This is a genomic window from Pseudodesulfovibrio tunisiensis (assembly GCF_022809775.1).
GTDB lineage: Bacteria > Desulfobacterota > Desulfovibrionia > Desulfovibrionales > Desulfovibrionaceae > Pseudodesulfovibrio > Pseudodesulfovibrio tunisiensis.
The window spans coordinates 2241916-2262172 of the sequence record NZ_CP094380.1 but is presented as its reverse complement, the minus strand read 5'-3'; the positions used below and the strand labels follow the sequence as shown (position 1 = coordinate 2262172).

Genomic DNA, 20257 nt, shown 5'->3' with positions numbered 1-20257 from the left:
GGGGGACTCCTTTTGGGTGGCGCTACGCCGTGAAGTCGTAGAGATTTCGGGAAATGATTTCCCTTGCCACCTCGAGGTCTTCCGGAGCGTCTATGTCGATGCATTCGATCGGGTTTGTCAATTCATGATGATGATAGCGGAAGGAGTGCTGCATGTTGCTGTCCCAATGCAGTTTCCTGTCCCAGTAGGCTGTGGTCACGCCGTAGAAGGTGCCTGCCGGGACGTGGAATGCCGTCAGGCTCAGGGTCTCGTCATCCCCTTGCAGCAGAGGATGCAGGCGGCCGTCCTCCTTTTCGCAGAGATAGCTGACGGCATCCGGCCGCACAGGGATGACCGTCTTGACGACATGATGGCTTTCCATCCTGTTCGACAGGTGGCGAAGCATGCTCGCGGTTCGGAACGGGTGAGTGGGAAAAAGGACGACCAGTCCTTCCGCTTCATATTTTTCCCCGGTCTTCAGCCGATCAACAGTGTATTCCACGCCGAGATGCGGCGAGGCCGTGTCATCCGCGAATTCGGACGGGCGCAGGAACGGCACTTCCGCACCGCTGGCGCATGCCACGTCGGCGATGATCGGATCGTCCGTCGAGACCACGATGCGGTCGAAGACGTTCGAGTTCAGCGCCTGGGAAATGGTATAATCGATCAGGGGCCGTCCGCAGACGTCCGCAATGTTCTTGTGGGGAATGCCCTTGGATCCGCCACGGGCGGGGATGATGCAGAGTCGTTTCACGTCAGACCTCCATCACATGCATGACCGGCTCGTTCGGATTCGCCAGATAGAGTCGGCTGTTGCCGGACCAGTTCCTTTCCATGTTCGCGAGCAGCGAACAGCCGCTCGTGAAGCGCATGAAGCTGGTTTGCAGGATTTTCTCGCCTTGCAGGGAGCAGACGGTCAGGGTGTTCTTGCCGAAAAGGAGAAGTCGGTCGGCTGAAAAGCCCGTGACGCGCACCGGTCGCAGCATGTGGCCTTCCGGCAGGGTGAACAGGTCGGTCGGCTCCGGCCGCAGTTGTCGCACCTGGCCGGAAAATCCTTCGATCATGAATACGCCTTGCGGAGTTTGCGTCACATACGCATGTCCGGGGCAGGCGAGAACGGGCGACACCGAAAAGTCTTCGGCGACTTTCAGAATTGCGCTGTGGTCGGCTGCCTCGTCATAGGCCGCCAGATACACGCCGAATTGTCCGCCGCAGCCGGTGAGGCCGTTCTGCGTGGGAACGAGAAATTCTTCCAGATTCAGGGTGTGCATGACAACGCCATCCGGATTCGTCACGATCACGATTCCGGCCATGGGGTCGCAGGCCCAGACATTGGCCCGGGCATCCGTGAATATCTTTTCGATGCGTCGGGTGTCTGACTGGATTTCCTGTTTCAGGGTTCCGGCATCATCGAACCGGCGAAGCTCGCCCTTGATGGTTCCTGTCCAGAAGCCGCCGGGCACGGCGCAGGTGGCAGAGGTTCGGCGGAACATGTCGTCGCGGAATTCCGCGACCTTGCGGAACCTGCGCAATTCGTCAGGCAGCTCGTTGCGGAACGTGCCGTCCTGCGAGTCCGCAAGGGCCAGCAGTTCCCGGTCTCCGGGAAACCTGCGCAAAGCCTCGAGCAGACATGGCCCGGTTTCCGCTGCCCCGGCGGCCTGAAGCCTCGCACACTGATTCGTCAGGCGCTCTCCTTCACGGCGTATGGCGGCATGGTCGTCAACACATTCGAAATTCCGGCGCAGTTCGTTGCTCAGAACGCGGTTGAGGCTCTTGACCGATTCCCTGAGGTTGCAGGACGTCTGCGGCAGGTTCGACAGCATCTGGGCCTCAAGGAAGCGGCGGCGACAGGTGTCGCGTTCCGCAGGCTGTTTGGCATCAGGAAGTCGTGACATCATGCACCTCTAGAAATTTTCCGCTTTCATGTAGTCCGCAGGCCTCCGGGAGCGAGATTCGGACCGAACCGTTCCGATTGCGCGCAGCAGGCCGGGCAGGTCCCGGACGGAAACGGATTCCGCTGGAGACAGGCGTATCGCCCCGAGCTCCCCCTTGAGTCCAAGGGGCTTGATGGCGATCAGATCCGGAAGCCGCCCAACTGACAAGCCGCCGGTCGGACTGAGGTTTTCCGGGTAGTTCTGCCTGCCCCGTATGGTCGCCCGGTTTGCGCAATTGCGTTTTGTCCCGGTCCCGAGATCAATGTCCCACAGGTGTTCTCGCAGGGAAACCGGGGTCACGAAATCCGCGGTTCTTGACGTGGCTGGTTTTTCCATTCGCCAGATCAGGGATTGGGGCGAATCCTCCATCTCCAGAATTGGCCCGATAAACTTGCGGGTTCCGACCCGGATGGATTCCCGTGCGGAATTTGTCCAGCCGCTTTGCAATTCCTGAACTTCCTGCCCCGAAGATGTCCATATCCGCATTCTGGTCGCGGGAAGGGCCAGGGATTCGCGGATCCATATCCCGGCTTTGCCTTTTCTGCGCAGGCAGAGCAGGTCGGCCGAATCTTCTTCCCGGAGCGCGTCCATGCCCAGAAATTCGAAGCCTGCCGGGAGTGGCAGTTCCGGGAAAAAACGTCTGTACAATCCGTCCGATTCCCTGCGGAGGGCCGAGACGAATCGGGCCGGGGCATACCGCTGCCGTTCGAGTCTGTCCGCGGGGATGATTTCCGGCAGCAGCGGATCAAGGGCAAAGGCATTGTGCGCGATGATCAGGGCTCGCCATGGGCAGGACGGCGTTGCCGCCTTTTCGGCCGAAGCCGTCATCATGGCAGGAAGGGGAAAGGGGATGGACAATCCTGCGGCTTTTGGCATCCTGCTCGCGATCTGGTCCGGAACATCATGCGGATGCAGGTTTTCATCCTTCAGAGCCAGTCGTCCCACGGCCAGAATGTCGTGCGGACATTCCAGTATGGCGCAGTTCAGTCGTGCCGGGGCAACGGAAATGCGGGGAGCGTGGTCGCGTTTCAGGTCCGCAAGAGCGGTCCGTACCGATTCGGGGGAAATCAGGCAGCTGCGGAAATCGATCATCGCGATTTCGTGAGTTTCCCGGGTTCCCATCGCGGCCAGGGTTTGCAGGCTGGCCGGACCGCCCGGCGGGAGCAGGCTTTCCGTCGCCCTGACGTTGCCTCTGGTCGGAACCACGGGCATTCCGAAATCCCATGCCCATGATGGCAGGGTGTCGGGACTGCCCGAAATGATGACTGAATTCTCGCAGGCAAGCTCCTTCAGGGTTTCCCCGAGCCGGGACAGAAGCGTTTTTGCGTCGCCGGTTTCCCACAGCGCGCGTTCGGCCTCGGTCAGTTCGATGGGAAGCAGGATGGTTACGCCTTGCATTTGCGCACTCCCAGCGGAAAATATTGCGGGTCCCAGCGGCCCCACGGCATGCCGTTGTTGCCGGACTGGAAATAGAACGGGGCAAGGTGTTCCCTGAGACCGTCTCCCTGCCGAAGTTCCTCGAACAGATCGCTGGCCCTGCCGAAGTTGGATTCCGGGGATTTCAGGCGAAACAGGTCGATGATGCTCTGCTCGCAGTAGCACCATCCCCTGGACGGTTCGTGAAACCAGTCCTCCCGGTCCGAGCCGCTGATGGTGACGTGCATGGCGCCGCCGGGCTTGAGAACCCTTTCCAGTTCGCGGGCGCAGGCGGCCATGCCTTCCGGGGAGTTGTGTTCCAGCGCCGAGACCGAAACCACGCTGTCCACGGCATTGTCCTCAAGAGCCGAGAGGTCCGAAAGATCGGCTCGCCAGTAGACGATGTCCGCGTCGCTGTTCAGGCACTCCCGGAGCGATGCCTCATTGGTCGCGTCGCAGGTTTCGGCCATGTTGTAGGTTTGCTTGAGGTGCGTGATGTATTCGTTGGAAAAGGTTCGGTCCTCGAAGATCCGGATGTCGGCCACGCTGCGGAATGCTTCGGACGGACGACGCGGAGCGAAATCCACGGACAGGACCTTGTAGCCCCGCATGGCGAGCAGCAGCTGCATCAGTCCGTTTCCTGCGCCTGCGTCAAGGATCAGACTCCCCTTGGGCAGGGCTTCCACTTCCTGAAGCAGCCAGGTCAGGTCGAGCAGATAGTGCCAGCCGATGCCCGGGGTGAACCTGTCCACGGCTGACAGAACCTCCTGCTTGAGGTCGGGCCGGAGCTGGAGAAGTTCCAGCGGGAATATGTCGATGCAGTCCCTGGCTTTCATGTGCGCTACCTTGTCTTGCGAAAGAGGAAATTCGGGTTTTCCGCGACCAGTTCGTAATCGTCCCGGGCCGCGATTTCGAGCATGAACGGATACAGGCCGAAAGGCGCCTGCCTGGATGAATCGTCAAAAAGCGCGAACCCGCCCGGGGCAAGGAATTCATGGACGTTGGCAAAATCCCTGCGGCACTGGTCGGGCTGATGGCTGCCGTCCACATAGGCGAAACCTATGGGACCGCCCAGACGCACGGTCGCGCCGAGCACGTCCACGACTTCGATTCCGGATCGCCACAGTTCGAAGAATTCGTCGGAAAACGCCAGTACCGGATGAGGGGGAAGGTCCCCGGAAAAAAAGGCCACGTTGCGTCGGAAACTCTCCATGACGAAATCGCGGTACTGTTCATGGCTGATGGTGCTTGATCCGACCGGCCCGCCATCCTCCGCGCCTTCGAATATCCATTTGTCCGCGCAGAACAGGGCATTGTCGCGGCCGTTGATTCGACAGAAATGGCGGATTGCGTTGGTGGACAGCCCGCAGAACGAGCCGATTTCGATCATGGGCAGAGATTCGGGCATGTGCTTGACCGCGTGGTCGATGCACCAGACGTTCCCGCGTTCCAGCATGCCTGCGTTGGCGAATCTGAGCCAGGGCAGGAACGAGTCTTCGATCAGCTTCATTTTCCGGTTTCCTCCATGTGGACGGCGTGGTGACGGCAATTCGTCACTGTTCTGTTCGTGAAGCAAGTTTCGGACCATTTGGCAGGCGAACGGTTTTCGGCAAACCGTCGGTTGCGGCACGTTTCCGGAAGTCATTGGCCTTTCTGGCGTGAGGCCGTTTTTGCTTCCCGAAAACCCTATCGGTCATTTTTGCCGATTACTATATGGGTGAATGATTTTGGAGTCCATGTCGGCTTTTTGTCAGGGCCGTGTCAGGGAATGGTCTGCCGGTCGAGGGCCGACGCATGTCCTTCCGCATGGGACGGAAGCTCGGCGGCCTGTTGCCGGGGATGGGAATCGTCAGGTCCGGATCAGTTCTGCGGTGCGGTTTCGAAGGTTTTCCCGATGTTCGTCAGCATGCGCTGCTCCCGTTCATGGATGCTGGCGTAGAGATCGCTGGTCAGGCGGGCCATGATTTTCAGGGTTTCCTGTTGCAGCTCCTGTTTGCCCGATCCGATTCTGCCTTTCCTGAAAAAGAGTTCGCCCTGATGCTGCGGGGACAGCATCCGTTTCTCCCGGGCCTGGAGCGTCTGGAAATCGTTGTTTGCCAAGGCTTGTTCAAGATTGCTCTCGTCAACCTGAACCCCGAGAAATTTCAATATGCAGAAAAAGGAGAAGAACGTCTTGCGGCTCAGGGTCTCGTAGGTGATCAGGAACATGTCCTTCCGGTTTCCGGATGCGTTCAGGCCGAGGCAGGCATTCCGGATCCAGTCCTGAACCGCGACAAGGCAGAAATCGTCAATGGAGACGTGTTCCACCAACTGCCTGAGGGCAGGATAGCGGTTGTGAAAATGGAAGAAGGAGACCAGAGCGTCTTCCGGTCTGCGCACCACATGGATCAGGGCGTGTGCCGAAAAAGGGGTTTGCTCGGCATGGCTCTTGACGCATTTGTACGGAATCCCGTCCGGGAACGCATGACTCGTTACGTCATGGACGTGAATGTCCGGAATCATCGTGTCCTGATGAATGGATCCGGGCTCGCGCCCCATGGCGAGCAGCGCATAATCCGACAGGACTTTTCGCACCCAGGTGTTGCCCGAACGGGGGAAGGAGGAGACATAGGCATCAAAGGATGCCTTGTCGGCCTTTTCCAGCTCCAGGTGCTGGGTGCGGCAGGATGTCATCCGGTTTGCATAAAGGGGGGTCAGTGGCATGGGCTTGTCCTGTTGGCATGCGTTTCGACTATCCGACAACAGTATGAGATGTAGTCTTCAATGTAAACAGGCCCCTTCCGGCTTCTTGTCGCGGCCCCGGGGTTCTGGTACCACTCCTTTGCCAGCCCAACAGCGAGGAGATCATGTTCAGACAAAGCATTCCGGTATTCTGCTATCATAACGTGAGCGACGTGGACGGACACACTCCGGCTCGGTTCTGCGAACATCTCGACGCCATTCAGGACGCCGGATTCCGCACTATTTCGTCCCGGGACCTGCTGCGCGTGGTGCGCGGGGAGATGACCGCCCCGGACAAGGCCGTGTGCCTGACCTTTGACGACGGCCACATCAGCAACTGGCTGACCGTGGTGCCCGAGCTGGAACGGCGCAGCATGACCGGCACGTTTTTCGCGCTCACGGATTTCACGCTGCCGGGCGAGGCGCGGGATTTTTCCACGGCCCCGGCCATGACGACCATGCCGGACGTGTTCCGGGCCGCGTATCGCGACCACGACCATTCCCAATTCATCAATGAAGGGGAGATTCGGGCCATGCTGAACAAGGGCATGGACGTTTTTTCCCACGGCTGCCGGCATCAGGGCGCGTTCATGAGCCTCACCCCGCAGTCGAAAATGGGTGATGCCCGTGCTCATTGGGGCGCATGGACCCTGTACCCGGGCTTCAATCCGGAATGGCCCGTGCCCAAGGTCGGCAGCGGGTATGCATATCGCGGATTCCAGCCGCGTCTTGACGAGGACGGGACCCTGAGTTTCCGCCTGCGGTCCGAGAATGATCGCGCCGCATTCTGCCGCGAGGATTTCCGTCGCAGTCTGGAGCGCATCCGCGAGCTGAACGGGCTGGATGAACAGATTTTCTGCTGGCCGTGGGGCCAGTTCGACGACCTTTCCCTTTCCGAGCTTCGTCGCGCCGGATATGCCGCGGCCTTTACGCTGGAACGCTGGGTCAATGCCCGGGGCACGGACCCGTATCGGCTGAACCGCATCGGCGTGGGCCGGGCCAAGACCGGAAAATGGGTGGCCAAGCGGCTGCGCATGTACGGTTCCGACCCGCTGGCCCGGGTGTTCTTCAAGCTGCACCGCAAGCGGCCCGAGATCGGGCGCGTGCTCTACGCCACGGATTCGACCTCCCTGTCCGGGGGCAGTCGCCAGATGGTCAACAACATCCTTGCCATGCGCGACATGGGCGTGGATGCCTGCGCTCTGGTGGCGTCGGAGTCCCCGTTGCGAAAGGAGCTGGAAGAGCTGGACGTGACCGTGTTCACCTTTGACGGGTTCCGCAACTATCTGCGCGCCGGGCTGTTTCTGCGCGACCTCGTGCGGCGCGAAGGCTTCGACGTGGTCCATTCCTTTCACAACCGGGCCTACAAGATGGGTGTGCTGGCCCGGCTCATGGGCGCGAAGTTCCGGCTCTTCATCAACCGGGGCGTGAATTCCCGGCCCAATGACGTGTTTTTTTTCTGGACGGCCCTGTCCAACGGCGTGATCGCCAATTCCGGAGCATGCGCCGACGTGCTGCAAAAGCATCGGGTGTTGCGCAGGAAGCTGAACGTGGTCTACAACGCATACGCAGGCCCGGATTTCGGCGAACCGCCCATGCGCAAGAAACGCGGGATTCGAATGCTGTTCGTCGGCAATGCCGGACATGTAAAGGGCTTTGACGTCTATCTGCGCGCCTTGGGCCTCTATGCCCGGGCAGGGGCTCGCGACGTGGAATTCGCGGCTGCGGGCGTGCATGACCGCGAACTGTCGCAGTTTTCGGACCTGCTGACCCCGGAGGTGCGCGAGCGGTTCTGCAATCTCGGGCATCTGCCGCACGCCGAAGTGCTGGAGCAGCTTCGTGCCTCGGACATGCTGGTGGTGTCCTCGCGGCTGGAGAGTCTGCCGAACGTGATCGTGGAAGCCTTCAATCTGGGGCTGCCTGTTGTGGCGACCCGGGCCGGGGGCGTGCCCGAGCTCGTGCAGGACGGAGTGAACGGCCTGCTTTGCGAGGTCGAGGACGCGGAATGTCTGGCCGCGAAAATGCGCGAGCTGGCGGACGATGCGTCCCGCAGGCATCACATGGGCTGCATCAACCACGCGGTGGTGCGTTCGCTCCTGTCCCTGAGGAACAAGGGCATGCACCTGATGCGCGTGTATCTCGGGGAACGGCTCATGGAACCGTTGCCCATTGCCGAGGTTGCGGCGCGGATTCCCCGCAGGCAATCGGAGGAACAGGAGGATGAGCATCATCACGGGTAGTCTTGGGGATTCGTGGCAGGCATTGCCTGAATCGCTCAGGCGATTGCTGCGGCTCGGTTTTGCCGGGCGAATTCACCTGTGCGAAATTGCGGCGTACTGTCTTGATTCCGAAGATGTTTCCCTTGCGCCCATCGGATTGGATGCGGCCCTGACCGCGTTTGGCGAAAATCCGTTGGGCGGAGGCCTTGCCCGCGAACTGCTTGCCACGCCCGCTCTTGTGCCTCTGCTGCCCCGGGAAAGTGGGGCCGTCTTGTCCTCCCTGGTCCGGCATTGGGCTGCTCCTTCCAATATCGAGTATTTTCAGCGGCTGCTTGCACGCCGGGACTTCCCGAAGATCAAGCGGTTCATCGAGACCAACGCGGCCCGGGACGCGGAAAACGCGTATTGGCGCGAACAGGCGTTGACCTTCGGCCTGATCGATGCGGACCCGGATTGGGTCGAAGCCCAGCTTGACCTGCCGGGCACAGCCGTGCCGGAGCCGTGTCTGAACGCGGCCCGTGCGCAGGTGGCGCGATTCCGGGGCCATCATGTGGACGCGGCCCGCATGTATCAGGAGACAGGTCCGCTGTTCGGACCGGCCTTTGCCGCGATTCAGGCCGGGCACTGCCTGCTGGCTTCCGGTGATGCGGATACGGCCTCCCTGCTTTTTCTCGATGCTCTGCGCCGTACTCCATGGAACACGTCCCTGATTCTGCGCGTCCACGATCTCGTTTCCGGCGCGGATCGGGAAACGCATGCTCTGCCCGGCTCGTGCGCCGTGCTGCTTTATACGTGGAACAAGGCCGAGGAACTGGCCGCAACCCTTGATTCCCTGCTTGGCTCCGAGCTGGAAGACTGTGCGCTCGTGGTGCTGGACAACGGGTCAACTGACCGCACACCCGAGGTGCTGGCCGAATGGCTGCCCCGGTTTGCGGACCGGCTCGGTGCGGACAACGTGCATTGCGAAACCCTGCCCGTGAATATCGGCGCACCCGCGGCCCGCAACTGGCTCATGAACATGGACATGGTTCGGCAGCGGGATTTCGTCTGCTATCTGGATGACGACGTGGAATTGCCCGCGGACTGGCTGCCCCGGCTGGGCGCGGCCGTGCATTGCCATCCCGACGCCGGCGTGTACGGCTGCCGCGTGGTGGACCATGCGAATCCGGCACTGATCCAGCACGCGGACCAGCATCTGCTCGTGCCGGAAGACGCGTCTTTCGATCTTTCCCGGACCGAGCCGAATCCGTTTCGCCTGTCCAATCTGCATGTCCAGACATTGGACTTCGGCGCGTTCGACGTGCTTCGGTCCTGTGCGTCCGTGACCGGATGCTGCCATCTGTTCCGTACGGAAATCCTGCTGGAATCCGGTCCCTTTGCCCTGCATCTGTCTCCGTCCCAGTATGATGACATGGAGCACGACCTCAGGCTGGCCGAGTCCGGAAGATTTGCCGTGTATCAGGGACATCTGGCCGTGCGCCACAGGAAGCGTTCCGGCGTGGCCTCGCGCATTTCCCCCAGCGAGGAGGGCAATGCCCTTGGCAACAAGTACAAGATGCAGACCATGCATTCCCGCGTCGATCTTCTGGCTGCCGCAGCTCGCGAGCAGGAGTTGCTGGAATGTGATCTGTCCCGCAGAATCCGTCTTCTCGACGACCTGATTTCCGCCTGATTCCCCGACTTTGCCTTTGGGCTCCGCCATGGTAAGAGGGGCGCGGCGGCAGGGGCCTGCTCCTGTCCGCATTCTTTCCTGAAAAACGCGATGACGTTGCGTTGCCCGTCCGAGCGGGTCGCGCTGCTGCCATGCAAATCAGGCGGCCCGTTCCCCGATTCGGTCGCCGGAGGCATATCATGAGCAAGGACGAAACCAAGGAATTTCTCGAAAGCCTGCCGCAGCTCAAGGACGGCGAGACATACTGTTTCAAGTGCTACCCCGGCATTTCCTGTTTCAACGAATGTTGCGGCGACCTGAATCTGGTGCTCACGCCCTATGACGTGCTGCGTCTGCGTCGGGCTCTGGAAATGCCCAGCAAGAATTTCGTGCACGGGTTCTGCGAGGCCCAGCTCGCTCCGGACACCCGGTTCCCGGTGATGCGGCTGCGCATGACCGACAATGCCAGGCGGAGCTGTCCGTTCGTGCGTACCGAAGGCTGTTCGGTCTATCCGAATCGGCCCGGCGCATGCCGCACCTATCCCCTTGGCCGCGCCACCCGACCCGACGGCAAGGGCGGTATTCTGGAACAGTTCTTCGTGGTGCAGGAACCCCATTGTCACGGGTTCGAGGAAAAGGACGCGTGGACCAGCAGGGAATGGCTCAAGGATCAGGGCTTCGAACCCTATGTCGCGTCCAATGACCGCTACATGAATCTGCTGGCGCGCTGGAAGGAAACCGGCAAGTCCCTGCCCGACCAGATGGTGCACATGAGCATGCTCGCCCTCTATCAGATGGACGATTTCCGGAATTTCGTCCGCGACATGAAGGTCTTCGAGCGTCTGGACGTGACCCTGGAACGTCAGGAAGCCGTGCTCACCGACGAGGAGGCCGCCCTGGAATTCGGCATGGACTGGCTCGAACTCATGCTGTTCCGGTCCTGCGATCGCCTCAAGCCCAAGGAGAAATAATGAATCTGCCCGATAATCCGAAACTCGTGAGCATCCGTTCCTATCTGGAACGCCGCAAGAAGCTGCCCGGAGATGCGCGCATCGTGTTTACCAACGGGTGCTTCGACATCCTGCATCCCGGACACGTCGATCTGCTGAAACGCGCTCGCGCCCTCGGCGATGCCCTCGTGCTCGGCCTGAACAGCGACGGCTCGGTGCGCTCCCTTGGCAAGGGCGAGGACCGGCCAATCAATTCCCAGGAAGAACGGGCCTTTGTGCTGGCTGCTCTGGAATGCGTGGACTTCATCATCCTGTTCCACGATTCCACGCCCCTTGAACTCATCAAGGCCGTGCGGCCTCAGGTGCTCGTCAAGGGCGGTGACTGGGCCGTGGAAAACATCGTGGGCCGTGACGTGGTCGAGAAAAACGGCGGCAAGGTCGTGAGCCTGCCTCTCATCGAAGGCTATTCCACGACCGCGCTCGTCGAAAAAATTCGCGGATAGATGCCTCCGGCGGCCCAGGAACCTTTTCGGGAAAAGGTTCCTGGGAATCTCCCAAAGCTTTTCGGTTCTACGCCGCCTGAAATGGCAAGGGAGCTTGAAAGGTTCGTTTGGCGGCGTAGTTGGGCGCGGAAAAGCCCGACTTGCCCTGTCGAGGAGTGCAATTCGGGGGAAACGGTCAGACAGGAAGAAGAGTTTTTTTGGAGATCACCCGTTTTGAAAATGCGGAGCGGCCCGGTGAATGACCCGTCAGGGCATTCACCGGGCCGCTCCCGCATTTTCAAAACAGAATGGGGTCAAGGGGACGTCTGTCCCCTTGCGGGTCTGGGCAGGGCCCAGCCCCCCGGGAGGGTCGCCGAAGGCACCTTTTCTACGGATCGATTCCGGCGTCGCGGTTTTCCTTTCGGATGTGCAACAGCACGGCTGCGGCGAGATAGGCGGCGAGGATGGCGAGATCGCGTGTCCAGAGCGCATGGATGAAGAGGGGAACGAGCACGGCGACGAGGAAGATGTCGAGTCCCTTGCGAAAGGACATGGGAAAGGCGAGCCAGTTCTTTTCGTGATTGATGCAGCGCAGGACGAATCGGTGCCAGCGGGAGTCGGACATGGGCGGCAGCTCCATGCGCAGAAAACCGGCGGCGATGAGGGCTAGGGCAAGGGCGGAGAGTACGTAACTGTGCAGGAACAGACCGAGACTGAACGTGATGATGCCGCAGAACTGGGCGGTCCAGTTCCATGGTTCGCGTCGGCGCGTGGCGGCCAGATGCAGGAGTTGGCGCGGGGAGACCATCATGTCCGGAGAGTAGGCGCGACCGGATTCGATTGCAACATGCCGGGCGATTTTGTAGACAGGGGGATAGGGACCGCCCCGAAGACCGCATTCGTGCAATGACGCGGCGATTTCGGCTTCTGTCTTTTTCTGGTGGTTCGTGTGAATGTCGATGATGTTGGAGGACTGAATGGACCCGTATCTTCTTTCCCGCGCCGTGTCCGAACTGGGCGAACTGCTGCGCGTGAATTCGGCCATGCTGGTGACGGCGGAATCGTGCACGGGCGGGCTTTTGGCTAGTACGTTGACGGATACGCCGGGCAGTTCGGACTGGTTTGCCGGTTCCGTGGTGGCGTATTCCAACAGTGTGAAGCAGAACGTGCTGGGTGTGCCGGAGTCGGTGCTGGAACAGCATGGGGCCGTGAGCGAGGCATGCGTGCTGGCCATGGCCGATGGCGTGATCAGGACGCTGGGCGCGGATTATTCCGTGGCCATATCCGGTGTGGCCGGGCCTTCGGGCGGCTCGCCGGACAAGCCTGTTGGCACGGTGTGGATGGCCTGGGCATGGCCCGGGGGCAGCCGTGCTCGGCTGTACAATTTTCAGGGCTCGCGTGATCAGGTCAAGCACCAGTCCGTGGTGGCGGCCATCAACGGACTGCTTGGCGCGGTTCGCTGACCCTGCGGCGCAAATCCTTTTTGCCGGAGACAAGGCATGAACCCGTTTTTCTTTTTTCAGGTCATTCGCGATGCGTTTGAACGCAGAAGGCGGGATCAGCTCAAAAAAAAGGCTGAGAAGGAATGCGGCTGCTCTTTGGACGAGGAATCGTTCGAGGCCTACCGCAAGGGCCTGAAGCGACCGCGATACGGCCAGCGCCGGGACGCGGACGGGAAAAGGAACGAGGACGAATAGACCTTTTCCGGCAACATGTTTCGGAAAGGCCGGGGGCGCAGGATGCGTTCCCGGCTTTTCTGCGCCCGCTTACTGTGGCGAGAGGCGCACGTCCGGGATGCGGTTGACGGATTCGGTCCAGGTCTTGCCCGAGGTCTTCCAGCCGAGGATGGAAAAGGTCATGGTTTCCGTGCGATAGCCCGGCAGGCGGAATACGGCCCACGCGGTTTCAAAGGGGGGCTGTGGTGTGGTCGTCGCGTCCGAACCGGATGGCCTGGCGCGCGGAATAGCGGCCCGTGCAGCGGGCGAGATACGCGCCGTTGGCACCGGAGAGGCCCACGGGCGGCGTTCCCACCTCGGCGCGCAGGGTGCCGTTCGGGCCGAGTCGTCCCCAGCGTCGGGCATCCGTGCGGAACAGCGCATCCAGATCGGACGGTGCGGACGGAGGCGGGGAGACCAGAAGGAGCACTTCCACATCCCGGAGCGGCTGGTTCGTGACGCTGTCCAGCACCCGGCCCACGCCTTGGTAGCGGATGGTCATTTTCGCATTGAACCGGACAAGACCGTATGCCGCAGCCGAGCAGGCAGCCAGAGCCACGACCGAAAACAGAATTTTTTTGGCAATCCGGGCACGCATGGTCATGCAATGAGCATACGCCTTTGATTCCGGGCGGTCCAGACTGTGGGACAAAGAGGGAAAGCGTTCCTGAAAATGGACAGGATCGTTGATTTTTCTCCCAAGGGATGGCAAGTGGATTGTGTGCTGGATATTCGGGGTTCTGTACGCCTTGCCGCAGCTTGGGGGATTGCCGCGGCGCTGCTGCTGTTGGCAGCCTTTCCGGGTCGCGCCGCAGATCGGGGCGAGCTGGTTTTTGGCATGTCCGCACCCTTTACCGGGGCGAACGGGGAACTCGGCATCGAGTTCTACCGGGGCTTCATGGCCTATATCGACTTCATCAACGTCGAGGGCGGGGTGGAAGGATGGAAGCTGCGCGTGACCCCGGCCAACGACGGGTATAACCCCGGCCCGTGCTTCTGCAATACTGCGGAATTCATCGAAGGCAACGTGTTTGCCCTGTTTTCCTACGTGGGCACCCCGAACACGGCCGCCGTGCTTCCCCTGCTGGAAAAGTTCGAGTCCCGGGACATGTTTCTGCTGTTTCCGTTCACCGGGGCCATGCCCATGCGTTCTCCGCCGTATGGCAAGTACGTCTACAATCTGCGTGCCTCGTATTTCGACGAGACCCGGGCCATGGTGGACCGGTTCACGGATCTGGGGCTGACGCGCATTTCCGTGTTCTACCAGAACGACGCCTATGGCCGGACAGGATGGGATGGCGTGCGCCGGGCGCTCCGGACGCACGGGCTGGAAATGGCGTCCGAGGCTGCGTATCAGCGTGGCGCATCCTTTTCCGAGGATTTCGGGGAACAGGCGCGACTCATTCTGGACGGCGATCCGGACGTGATCGTGTGCATCGGCACCTATGCGTCGCAGGGCGCGTTCGTGCGGGATGCGCGCAATGCCGGATTCGACGGCCTGATTGCCGGTGTCTCGTTTGCGGACAGCGACAAGATGCTCGATCTGCTCGATACCGAGGAGCGTCGCACCGGGTGCAACTATACCCGCAACCTGTTCAATACGCAGGTGGTTCCCTGCTACGAGCGGACCGACCTGCCGGGTGCGGCCCTGTATCGCAAGCTCATGGACAGGTACAAGGGACTGCCCATGACTCCGGGCGACGGCTATTCCCGGCGCCGTTTCAGCTACGTGAGTTTCGAGGGCTTTCTGAACGGCATGCTGCTGGTGGAGGTGGTGCGCAGGATGGCGGACGATCCCCGGCGGGAGCGCATTCCCGAGGTCATGGCCTCGATCCGGGGGTATGATCTGGGCATTGGCGTGAAGGCCAATTTCGGGAACGGGCGGCATCAGGGACTGGATCGGGTCTACTTCACCACGGCCGAGGACGGGCATTTCGCGCCGGTCCGCGACTGGGAGAGGTGGCGGAAATGAAGGCTCCCAAGCTTTTTCAGAAACCCCTGCTGTTCATGATCGCGATTTTCGGGGTCATTGCCATGGTCACGTCCATCACCTTCGGCATGCGGCTGAAGCGTGAACTGACCCGGGAGTACGAGAGCAAGGCCATTGCCCTGGCCGGAAGCGTGGCCGAATCCGACATCGGCACGATCCTGCGGCAGGATGCGGGGTCGGTGCAGGCGCGCATCGACAGGTACCTGAATATTGCGGGCGTCTCCTACGTGCTGGTGGCGGACGAGCATGGCAGGATCATCGCGCACACGTTCGTGCCCGTGGTGCCCGCGGAAATCGAGGACCTTTCCGAGCGCATGGCCGAAACCCTGACCGGCGAGGAACCAGCTCTGCGGGAACTGCGGCTGCCGGACGGCCGGGACTGCCTGCATGTGGCCCAGCCCATTCTCGCGGGACTGGGCGGGTTCGTGCACATCGGCATGGACATGTCCATCATTGCGGCCAACATCCGGGAATCCACGATCCAGCAGCAGTGCATCACGCTGGTGCTGTTTCTGGCCAGCACGATCATGGCCTTCGTGTTCATCTTCAACATTTCCAAGCCCATCAACCTGCTCGCCGAATACGCACGCAAGGTGGCGGGCAACGATTTTGCCGAGGTCCCGGAAATCCGGTCCCGGGATGAAGTCGGCCAGCTTGCCCGGGCCATGCGTGCCATGTCCCGCCACATCGCCGAGCTGGTGGCCAACCTTGAGGAGCGCGTGCGTCAGAAGACCCTGGAGTTGCAGGAGGCCAAGGACGCGCTGGAGCAGAAGGTGGAGGCGCGGACCGCGGAACTCCTGCGCACCAATACCCAGCTCAAGATCGAGATCGCGGAACGCAAGGTCATCGGCGAAGCTTTGCGCAAGGCCGAGCGCAAGTATCGCACGATTTTCGAAAAGGCCGTGGAAGGCATCTATCAGAGCACGCCCAGCGGCCGGTTCGTGAGCGCGAATCCGGCCATGGCGCGACTGATCGGGTTCCAGACCCCGGAAGAGCTGATGAGCTCGGTCTATGACGTGGGCACCCAGCTCTACATGGAGCCGGGCCGCCGTCGGGAGTTCGCCCGGAAGATGCAGGAGCGGGGCGAGGTCAAGGACTTCGTGTCCAAGGTCCGCCGCCGCGACGGCAGGATGATCTGGATTTCCGAGAATTCCCGGGCCGTGACCGATTCCGAGGGGACCATCATCTACTATGAAGGTTCGGTGGAGGACATCACCCTGCGCAAGAAGGCCGAGGACCAGCTCAAGCGGCAGGCGTTTCACGATCCCCTGACCGGGTTGCCCAACCGTGCCCTGTTTCTGGACCACCTGCGCATGGCCATGGACCGCGCCCGGCGGCGCAAGCATCTTTTCGCGGTCCTGTACATGGATCTGGATCGCTTCAAGGTCATCAACGACAGCCTCGGGCACGAGACCGGGGACGAACTGCTGCGCGGCGTGGCCCGGGTGCTGGAAAAATGCGCCCGGTCCGTGGATACCGTGGCCCGGTTCGGCGGCGACGAATTCGCCATCCTGCTGGAGGAGATTTCCGCGCCGCGCGACGCCATCACCTTTGCCCGTCGCATTCTGGACGGGGTGCGCGAGCCGTTCATCATCCGGGGCAACGAGGTGTTCACCTCGGCCAGCATCGGCATCGTGCTCAAGACCGACGGCTACGAAAGGCCCGACGCCCTGTTCCGTGACGCGGACACGGCCATGTATCGGGCAAAGGAGCTGGGCAAGTCGCGCTTCAAGGTGTTCAACCGCAAGATGCACGATCAGGCCCTGAAGCTCATGGCTCTGGAAACCGATTTGCGCCGTGCCGTTGATCTGGGCGAATTCGAGGTGGTGTACCAGCCCGTGGTGAGCATGGAAACGCGTCTCATCTCCGGGGTGGAGGCTCTGGTGCGCTGGCGGCATCCGCAGCACGGCATCATTCAGCCCGGGGATTTCGTGCCGCTGGCCGAGGACACGGGCCTGATCTACGCCATCGACAATTTCGTGCTGGAACGGGCCTGCTCGCAGGTCCGGCAGTGGCAGACCCTGTTCCCGGATTCCATGCATGCGCCTCTGGAACTCAACGTGAACATCTCGGGCAAGCATTTTGGCCAGCCCCTGCTCATCGGGCAGGTGACCAAGGCGCTTCAGAATTCCGGGCTGCCGTCCGAAACCCTGAACATCGAGATCACGGAAAGCGCGCTCATGGACGATCCGGCACGGGCCGAGGACATGGTGCGTCAGCTCAAGGAGCTGGGAAGCAACGTGTGCATCGACGACTTCGGCACCGGGTATTCCTCCCTGTCCTATCTGCAACGGTTTCCCATCGACGTGGTCAAGGTGGACCGGACCTTCATCAACGAGGTGGACACGGACGCGGACAGTCAGGCCATTGTGCGCACCATCTTCTCCCTTGGCGAGAGCATGGGGCTCAAGGTCGTGGCCGAGGGCGTGGAAACGCCACAGCAACTCGCCTTTCTGGAAGGGGAAGGCTGCAATTTCGTTCAGGGGTATCTCTTCTACAAGCCGCTCTCCGCTGCCGAGCTGGACGAAGTGTTCGGACTGGTCTGACTTTTGCGACAAGCGGAGCACCCGGCCCGGAACCGGCTTGCGGGACTCGACACGGCCCGGGGTGCTCGGGTATCCTGTTCTTTCGGGGCGCGCGTCCGGCCCGCCCGGAACCGGCAGCCGTTGCCGCCGGAGGCCGTGAAACCAGCAAGAACAGGAACAAATACAGTGATGCTCCCTCTGAACCAGAATGGTGAAAGCATGATTCAGGGCGTTTTTTCCATAGAAAAGGCCATGAAGATCGGCGCGGGAACCACAGCCCGCCGGGTCAGGCAGACCATGAACTATTTTGTTCAGGAACTGGATGACGGCTTCGTGGAAATCCAGCCCCTCAGTTCCGAGAACATGCCTGTCGGCGCCAAGGAGCGCATTACCCGCGATGAGCTGCTCAAGGATTATCTGCCCAATCCGGAACTGTACAAGGAAGTGATGACCCGCATGCGGGAAATCCGGAAGGCCGTGGCGCGCGGCGACAAGTTCCGCAAGCGCGGGGAAAGCTTCACGGCCGAATTCGAGTACAACAAGGCTCTTGCTCTGGACGAGATGAACGTGCGCGCCAACTTCGGTGTGGGCATGTGCTACATCCAGCGCGGCGAGACCGAAAAGGCGCAGGAAGTCTTCGAACGCATCATCCGCATCGATGCGGCTTTCGAGGACGAGCACAAGCACCTCTTCAACGAGTATGGCATCCAGCTTCGCAAGAACGGCATGTTTGCCGAGGCCGCGGACTATTACAACCGCGCCCTTGAACTGACCAGAAAGGACGAAAATCTGTTCTACAATCTGGCCCGTGCCCGGTTCGAGGGGGAAAAGTACGCCGAGGCCCTGGAGGCCGTGGAGCAGTGTCTGGCATTGGCCCCGGGCCACGAGGAAGGGGCCAGGCTGCGCAACTACATCAAAAAGAAGAATCTGGCCTAGGCCGGACTCGCAGACAGGGAAGCGAACATGAGCGGGCGCAAGGGATTCGTGGTGGCCGGAACGCACAGCGGGTGCGGCAAGACCTCGGTGGCGCTCGGTCTCATGGGCGCGTTGGCCCGGAACGGCCTTCGGGTGCAGCCCTTCAAGTGCGGCCCGGATTTCATCGACCCCGGACACCATGCGCTTGCCTCCGCACGCAGCGGCGAGCCCGTGCCCAGTCACAATCTGGACGGCTGGATGCTTGCGCCGGAGACCAATCGCGCCCTGTTCATCCGCCATGCCTCGGATGCCGATGTGGCCGTGGTCGAAGGCGTCATGGGATTGTTCGACGGGTTTTCCGCCACGAACGAGACCGGAAGCACGGCCCAGCTCGCCAAGATGCTCGACCTGCCCGTGATTCTGGTGGTGGACGCCCGATCCATGGCCCGGTCGGCCGCTGCGCTCGTGGCCGGATACGCCGGGTTCGATCGCGACCTCTCCATTGCGGGAGTCATTTTCAATCGCGTGGGCAGCGAAAACCATGCGGATCTGCTGCGCGAGGCCATGACCCTGATGCCCGGCATTCCCGTGCTCGGCTGTCTGCCCCGGGACGAGTCCGTGACCGTGCCGTCCCGCCATCTCGGGTTGACCACGGCGGAAGAGGAGCCGGATCCGGCCCTGTATTCCCGTCTTGCGGACTGGGTGGCTGCGAACATCAATCTGGACGCACTGCTCGCGGCGCTGCCCGTGCACGAGGATGAACCGAATTTCGAACCGGTTCCGCCCCTTGGCGGGGTGCGCATCGGTCTGGCCCGGGATGAGGCCTTCTGTTTCTACTACGAGGAAAACCTGCGGCTGCTGCGCGCTGCCGGGGCGCGGCTCGTGGAATTCTCGCCCATACGCGATCGCAGCCTGCCCGAGGTGGACGGCCTGTATTTCGGTGGCGGCTATCCCGAACTCTATGCCTTCGAACTCGGCCAGAACAACAGGCTGCGCCGGGACATAAAGGCCTTCTGCGAATCCGGTGGCCCGGCCTATGCCGAGTGCGGCGGGTTCATGTATCTCATGGACGACATCATCACGAATCGGGGCCGCTATCCCATGTGCGGGGTCTTTCCCTGCCGTGCGGAAATGGGCGACCGGTTCCGCGCTCTCGGCTATCGCGAAATCACCACGACCCGTGATTCCCTGCTCGGCCCGGCCGGAACCGTGGCGCGCGGTCATGAATTCCATTATTCGACCCTGCGCGACAACGAACAGGCCCGCGCCCTTGAGCCCATCTATGCCATGTCCGGCAGGAAGGGACCGCTGGATGCTGCCGAAGGGTTCCTGTCCGGCAATGTGCTCGGCTCCTACGTGCATCTGCACTTCGGCTCCTGCCCGAATGTACCCGCCGCGCTTGTCGAGGCCTGTCGCGTGCATTCACCGAGTCAGCCTCCGGCGGCTTAAGAACCTTTTCGAGAAAAGGTTCTTAAGAATCTCCCAAAGCTTTTTGGCTCTCCGCCGCCTGCAAGGGGACGGGCAGCTTGAGAGGCCGACTGGCGGCGGAGTTGGACGCGGGATGACAGAGATTGTCCTGTCGGAAGGGATTTTCAAGGGAAAAAAAGGAAAATTTCTTGTAGCGGAACCTGTTTTCGGGAAGTGCGGCTGTCAGGCGAATGTCTCGTCAGAGCATTCACCTGACAGCCGCACTTCCCGAAAACGGATGGGGATCCAAGGGGCCTTGCTCCTTGGCGGGTCCGGGCAGCGCCCGGCCCCCC

The 20257-nt window shown here is 61.4% G+C and carries 18 protein-coding genes; 10 read left to right on the top strand and 8 right to left on the bottom strand.

What is annotated here, in order from left to right:
* Window positions 1–22: 22 nt before the first annotated feature.
* The 6 genes from MPN23_RS11115 to MPN23_RS11090 all read right to left on the bottom strand — a co-directional run bounded on the left by MPN23_RS11115 (window position 23) and on the right by MPN23_RS11090 (window position 6032).
* Window positions 23–733 carry an acylneuraminate cytidylyltransferase family protein gene (locus tag MPN23_RS11115; RefSeq protein WP_243544264.1) on the bottom strand — a complete coding sequence of 237 codons (711 nt, stop codon included), beginning with the start codon at window positions 731–733 and terminating at the stop codon, window positions 23–25.
* A 1-nt stretch (window position 734) separates the two neighbouring features.
* The gene (locus MPN23_RS11110; RefSeq protein WP_243544263.1) at window positions 735–1874 is read right to left on the bottom strand and encodes a hypothetical protein; all 1140 of its coding nucleotides are present in this window, start codon (window positions 1872–1874) and stop codon (window positions 735–737) included.
* Between the two features lie 9 nt (window positions 1875–1883).
* Window positions 1884–3311, bottom strand: coding sequence for a hypothetical protein (locus MPN23_RS11105; protein WP_243544262.1), 1428 nt, complete (start codon window positions 3309–3311; stop codon window positions 1884–1886).
* Window positions 3299–4165 (bottom strand): class I SAM-dependent methyltransferase, encoded by an 867-nt coding sequence (locus MPN23_RS11100; protein WP_243544261.1) that lies wholly within the window; start codon window positions 4163–4165, stop codon window positions 3299–3301. Before MPN23_RS11100 ends, MPN23_RS11105 begins: the two co-directional genes overlap by 13 nt.
* 5 nt (window positions 4166–4170) lie before the next feature.
* Window positions 4171–4839 (bottom strand): class I SAM-dependent methyltransferase, encoded by a 669-nt coding sequence (locus tag MPN23_RS11095; RefSeq protein WP_243544260.1) that lies wholly within the window; start codon window positions 4837–4839, stop codon window positions 4171–4173.
* 350 nt (window positions 4840–5189) lie between these two features.
* A complete protein-coding gene (locus MPN23_RS11090; RefSeq protein WP_243544259.1) occupies window positions 5190–6032 on the bottom strand; it encodes a sulfotransferase domain-containing protein in 843 nt (280 codons plus the stop codon).
* A 143-nt stretch (window positions 6033–6175) separates the two neighbouring features.
* Between MPN23_RS11090 and MPN23_RS11085 the strand changes: the two genes are divergently transcribed.
* The 4 genes from MPN23_RS11085 (at window position 6176) to rfaE2 (ending at window position 11373) form a co-directional block, all read left to right on the top strand.
* Window positions 6176–8290 carry a glycosyltransferase gene (locus MPN23_RS11085; protein ID WP_243544258.1) on the top strand — a complete coding sequence of 705 codons (2115 nt, stop codon included), beginning with the start codon at window positions 6176–6178 and terminating at the stop codon, window positions 8288–8290.
* The gene (locus MPN23_RS11080; RefSeq protein ID WP_243544257.1) at window positions 8271–9941 is read left to right on the top strand and encodes a glycosyltransferase family 2 protein; all 1671 of its coding nucleotides are present in this window, start codon (window positions 8271–8273) and stop codon (window positions 9939–9941) included. The genes MPN23_RS11085 and MPN23_RS11080 overlap by 20 nt, the downstream gene beginning before the upstream one ends.
* A 179-nt stretch (window positions 9942–10120) precedes the next feature.
* Window positions 10121–10891 (top strand): YkgJ family cysteine cluster protein, encoded by a 771-nt coding sequence (locus MPN23_RS11075; RefSeq protein ID WP_243544256.1) that lies wholly within the window; start codon window positions 10121–10123, stop codon window positions 10889–10891.
* Window positions 10891–11373, top strand: coding sequence for a D-glycero-beta-D-manno-heptose 1-phosphate adenylyltransferase (gene rfaE2 / locus MPN23_RS11070; RefSeq protein ID WP_243544255.1), 483 nt, complete (start codon window positions 10891–10893; stop codon window positions 11371–11373). Before MPN23_RS11075 ends, rfaE2 begins: the two co-directional genes overlap by 1 nt.
* 367 nt (window positions 11374–11740) lie before the next feature.
* Here the strand turns inward: rfaE2 and MPN23_RS11065 are convergent, their stop codons facing one another.
* Window positions 11741–12259, bottom strand: a complete 519-nt coding sequence (locus MPN23_RS11065) for a hypothetical protein (protein ID WP_243544254.1) — start codon at window positions 12257–12259, stop codon at window positions 11741–11743.
* 70 nt (window positions 12260–12329) lie between these two features.
* Between MPN23_RS11065 and MPN23_RS11060 the strand changes: the two genes are divergently transcribed.
* Window positions 12330–12815: a CinA family protein gene (locus MPN23_RS11060; RefSeq protein ID WP_243544253.1), complete on the top strand. Its 486-nt coding sequence runs from the start codon at window positions 12330–12332 to the stop codon at window positions 12813–12815.
* A 36-nt stretch (window positions 12816–12851) separates the two neighbouring features.
* Window positions 12852–13049: a hypothetical protein gene (locus tag MPN23_RS11055; protein ID WP_243544252.1), complete on the top strand. Its 198-nt coding sequence runs from the start codon at window positions 12852–12854 to the stop codon at window positions 13047–13049.
* A 208-nt stretch (window positions 13050–13257) separates the two neighbouring features.
* On the opposite strand, the gene MPN23_RS11050 is transcribed toward MPN23_RS11055, so the two are convergent.
* Entirely contained in the window at window positions 13258–13671 is a 414-nt protein-coding gene (locus MPN23_RS11050; protein WP_243544251.1) for a hypothetical protein, read from the bottom strand.
* A 69-nt stretch (window positions 13672–13740) separates the two neighbouring features.
* On the opposite strand from MPN23_RS11050, the gene MPN23_RS11045 reads away from it, so the two are divergent.
* The 4 genes from MPN23_RS11045 (at window position 13741) to MPN23_RS11030 (ending at window position 19946) form a co-directional block, all read left to right on the top strand.
* Window positions 13741–15039 (top strand): ABC transporter substrate-binding protein, encoded by a 1299-nt coding sequence (locus tag MPN23_RS11045; RefSeq protein WP_243544250.1) that lies wholly within the window; start codon window positions 13741–13743, stop codon window positions 15037–15039.
* Window positions 15036–17603, top strand: coding sequence for an EAL domain-containing protein (locus MPN23_RS11040; RefSeq protein ID WP_243544249.1), 2568 nt, complete (start codon window positions 15036–15038; stop codon window positions 17601–17603). Before MPN23_RS11045 ends, MPN23_RS11040 begins: the two co-directional genes overlap by 4 nt.
* Window positions 17604–17771: 168 nt before the next feature.
* Complete coding sequence (locus MPN23_RS11035) at window positions 17772–18518, top strand: tetratricopeptide repeat protein (protein WP_243547382.1); 747 nt, start codon at window positions 17772–17774, stop codon at window positions 18516–18518.
* 27 nt (window positions 18519–18545) lie between these two features.
* The gene (locus MPN23_RS11030) at window positions 18546–19946 is read left to right on the top strand and encodes a cobyrinic acid a,c-diamide synthase CobB (protein WP_243544248.1); all 1401 of its coding nucleotides are present in this window, start codon (window positions 18546–18548) and stop codon (window positions 19944–19946) included.
* The last annotated feature ends 311 nt before the right edge of the window (window positions 19947–20257 follow it).

Bases quoted from the DNA above. Each gene is read 5' to 3' on its own strand.
- MPN23_RS11050 (WP_243544251.1), bottom strand. From the start codon at position 13,671: ATGACCATGCGTGCCCGGATTGCCAAAAAAATTCTGTTTTCGGTCGTG.
- MPN23_RS11045 (WP_243544250.1), top strand. From the start codon at position 13,741: ATGGACAGGATCGTTGATTTTTCTCCCAAGGGATGGCAAGTGGATTGT.
- MPN23_RS11035 (WP_243547382.1), top strand. From the start codon at position 17,772: ATGCTCCCTCTGAACCAGAATGGTGAAAGCATGATTCAGGGCGTTTTT.
- MPN23_RS11095 (WP_243544260.1), bottom strand. From the start codon at position 4,839: ATGAAGCTGATCGAAGACTCGTTCCTGCCCTGGCTCAGATTCGCCAAC.
- MPN23_RS11100 (WP_243544261.1), bottom strand. From the start codon at position 4,165: ATGAAAGCCAGGGACTGCATCGACATATTCCCGCTGGAACTTCTCCAG.
- MPN23_RS11060 (WP_243544253.1), top strand. From the start codon at position 12,330: ATGGACCCGTATCTTCTTTCCCGCGCCGTGTCCGAACTGGGCGAACTG.
- MPN23_RS11085 (WP_243544258.1), top strand. From the start codon at position 6,176: ATGTTCAGACAAAGCATTCCGGTATTCTGCTATCATAACGTGAGCGAC.
- MPN23_RS11090 (WP_243544259.1), bottom strand. From the start codon at position 6,032: ATGCCACTGACCCCCCTTTATGCAAACCGGATGACATCCTGCCGCACC.
- MPN23_RS11075 (WP_243544256.1), top strand. From the start codon at position 10,121: ATGAGCAAGGACGAAACCAAGGAATTTCTCGAAAGCCTGCCGCAGCTC.
- rfaE2 (WP_243544255.1), top strand. From the start codon at position 10,891: ATGAATCTGCCCGATAATCCGAAACTCGTGAGCATCCGTTCCTATCTG.
- MPN23_RS11105 (WP_243544262.1), bottom strand. From the start codon at position 3,311: ATGCAAGGCGTAACCATCCTGCTTCCCATCGAACTGACCGAGGCCGAA.
- MPN23_RS11110 (WP_243544263.1), bottom strand. From the start codon at position 1,874: ATGTCACGACTTCCTGATGCCAAACAGCCTGCGGAACGCGACACCTGT.
- MPN23_RS11030 (WP_243544248.1), top strand. From the start codon at position 18,546: ATGAGCGGGCGCAAGGGATTCGTGGTGGCCGGAACGCACAGCGGGTGC.
- MPN23_RS11055 (WP_243544252.1), top strand. From the start codon at position 12,852: ATGAACCCGTTTTTCTTTTTTCAGGTCATTCGCGATGCGTTTGAACGC.
- MPN23_RS11080 (WP_243544257.1), top strand. From the start codon at position 8,271: ATGAGCATCATCACGGGTAGTCTTGGGGATTCGTGGCAGGCATTGCCT.
- MPN23_RS11040 (WP_243544249.1), top strand. From the start codon at position 15,036: ATGAAGGCTCCCAAGCTTTTTCAGAAACCCCTGCTGTTCATGATCGCG.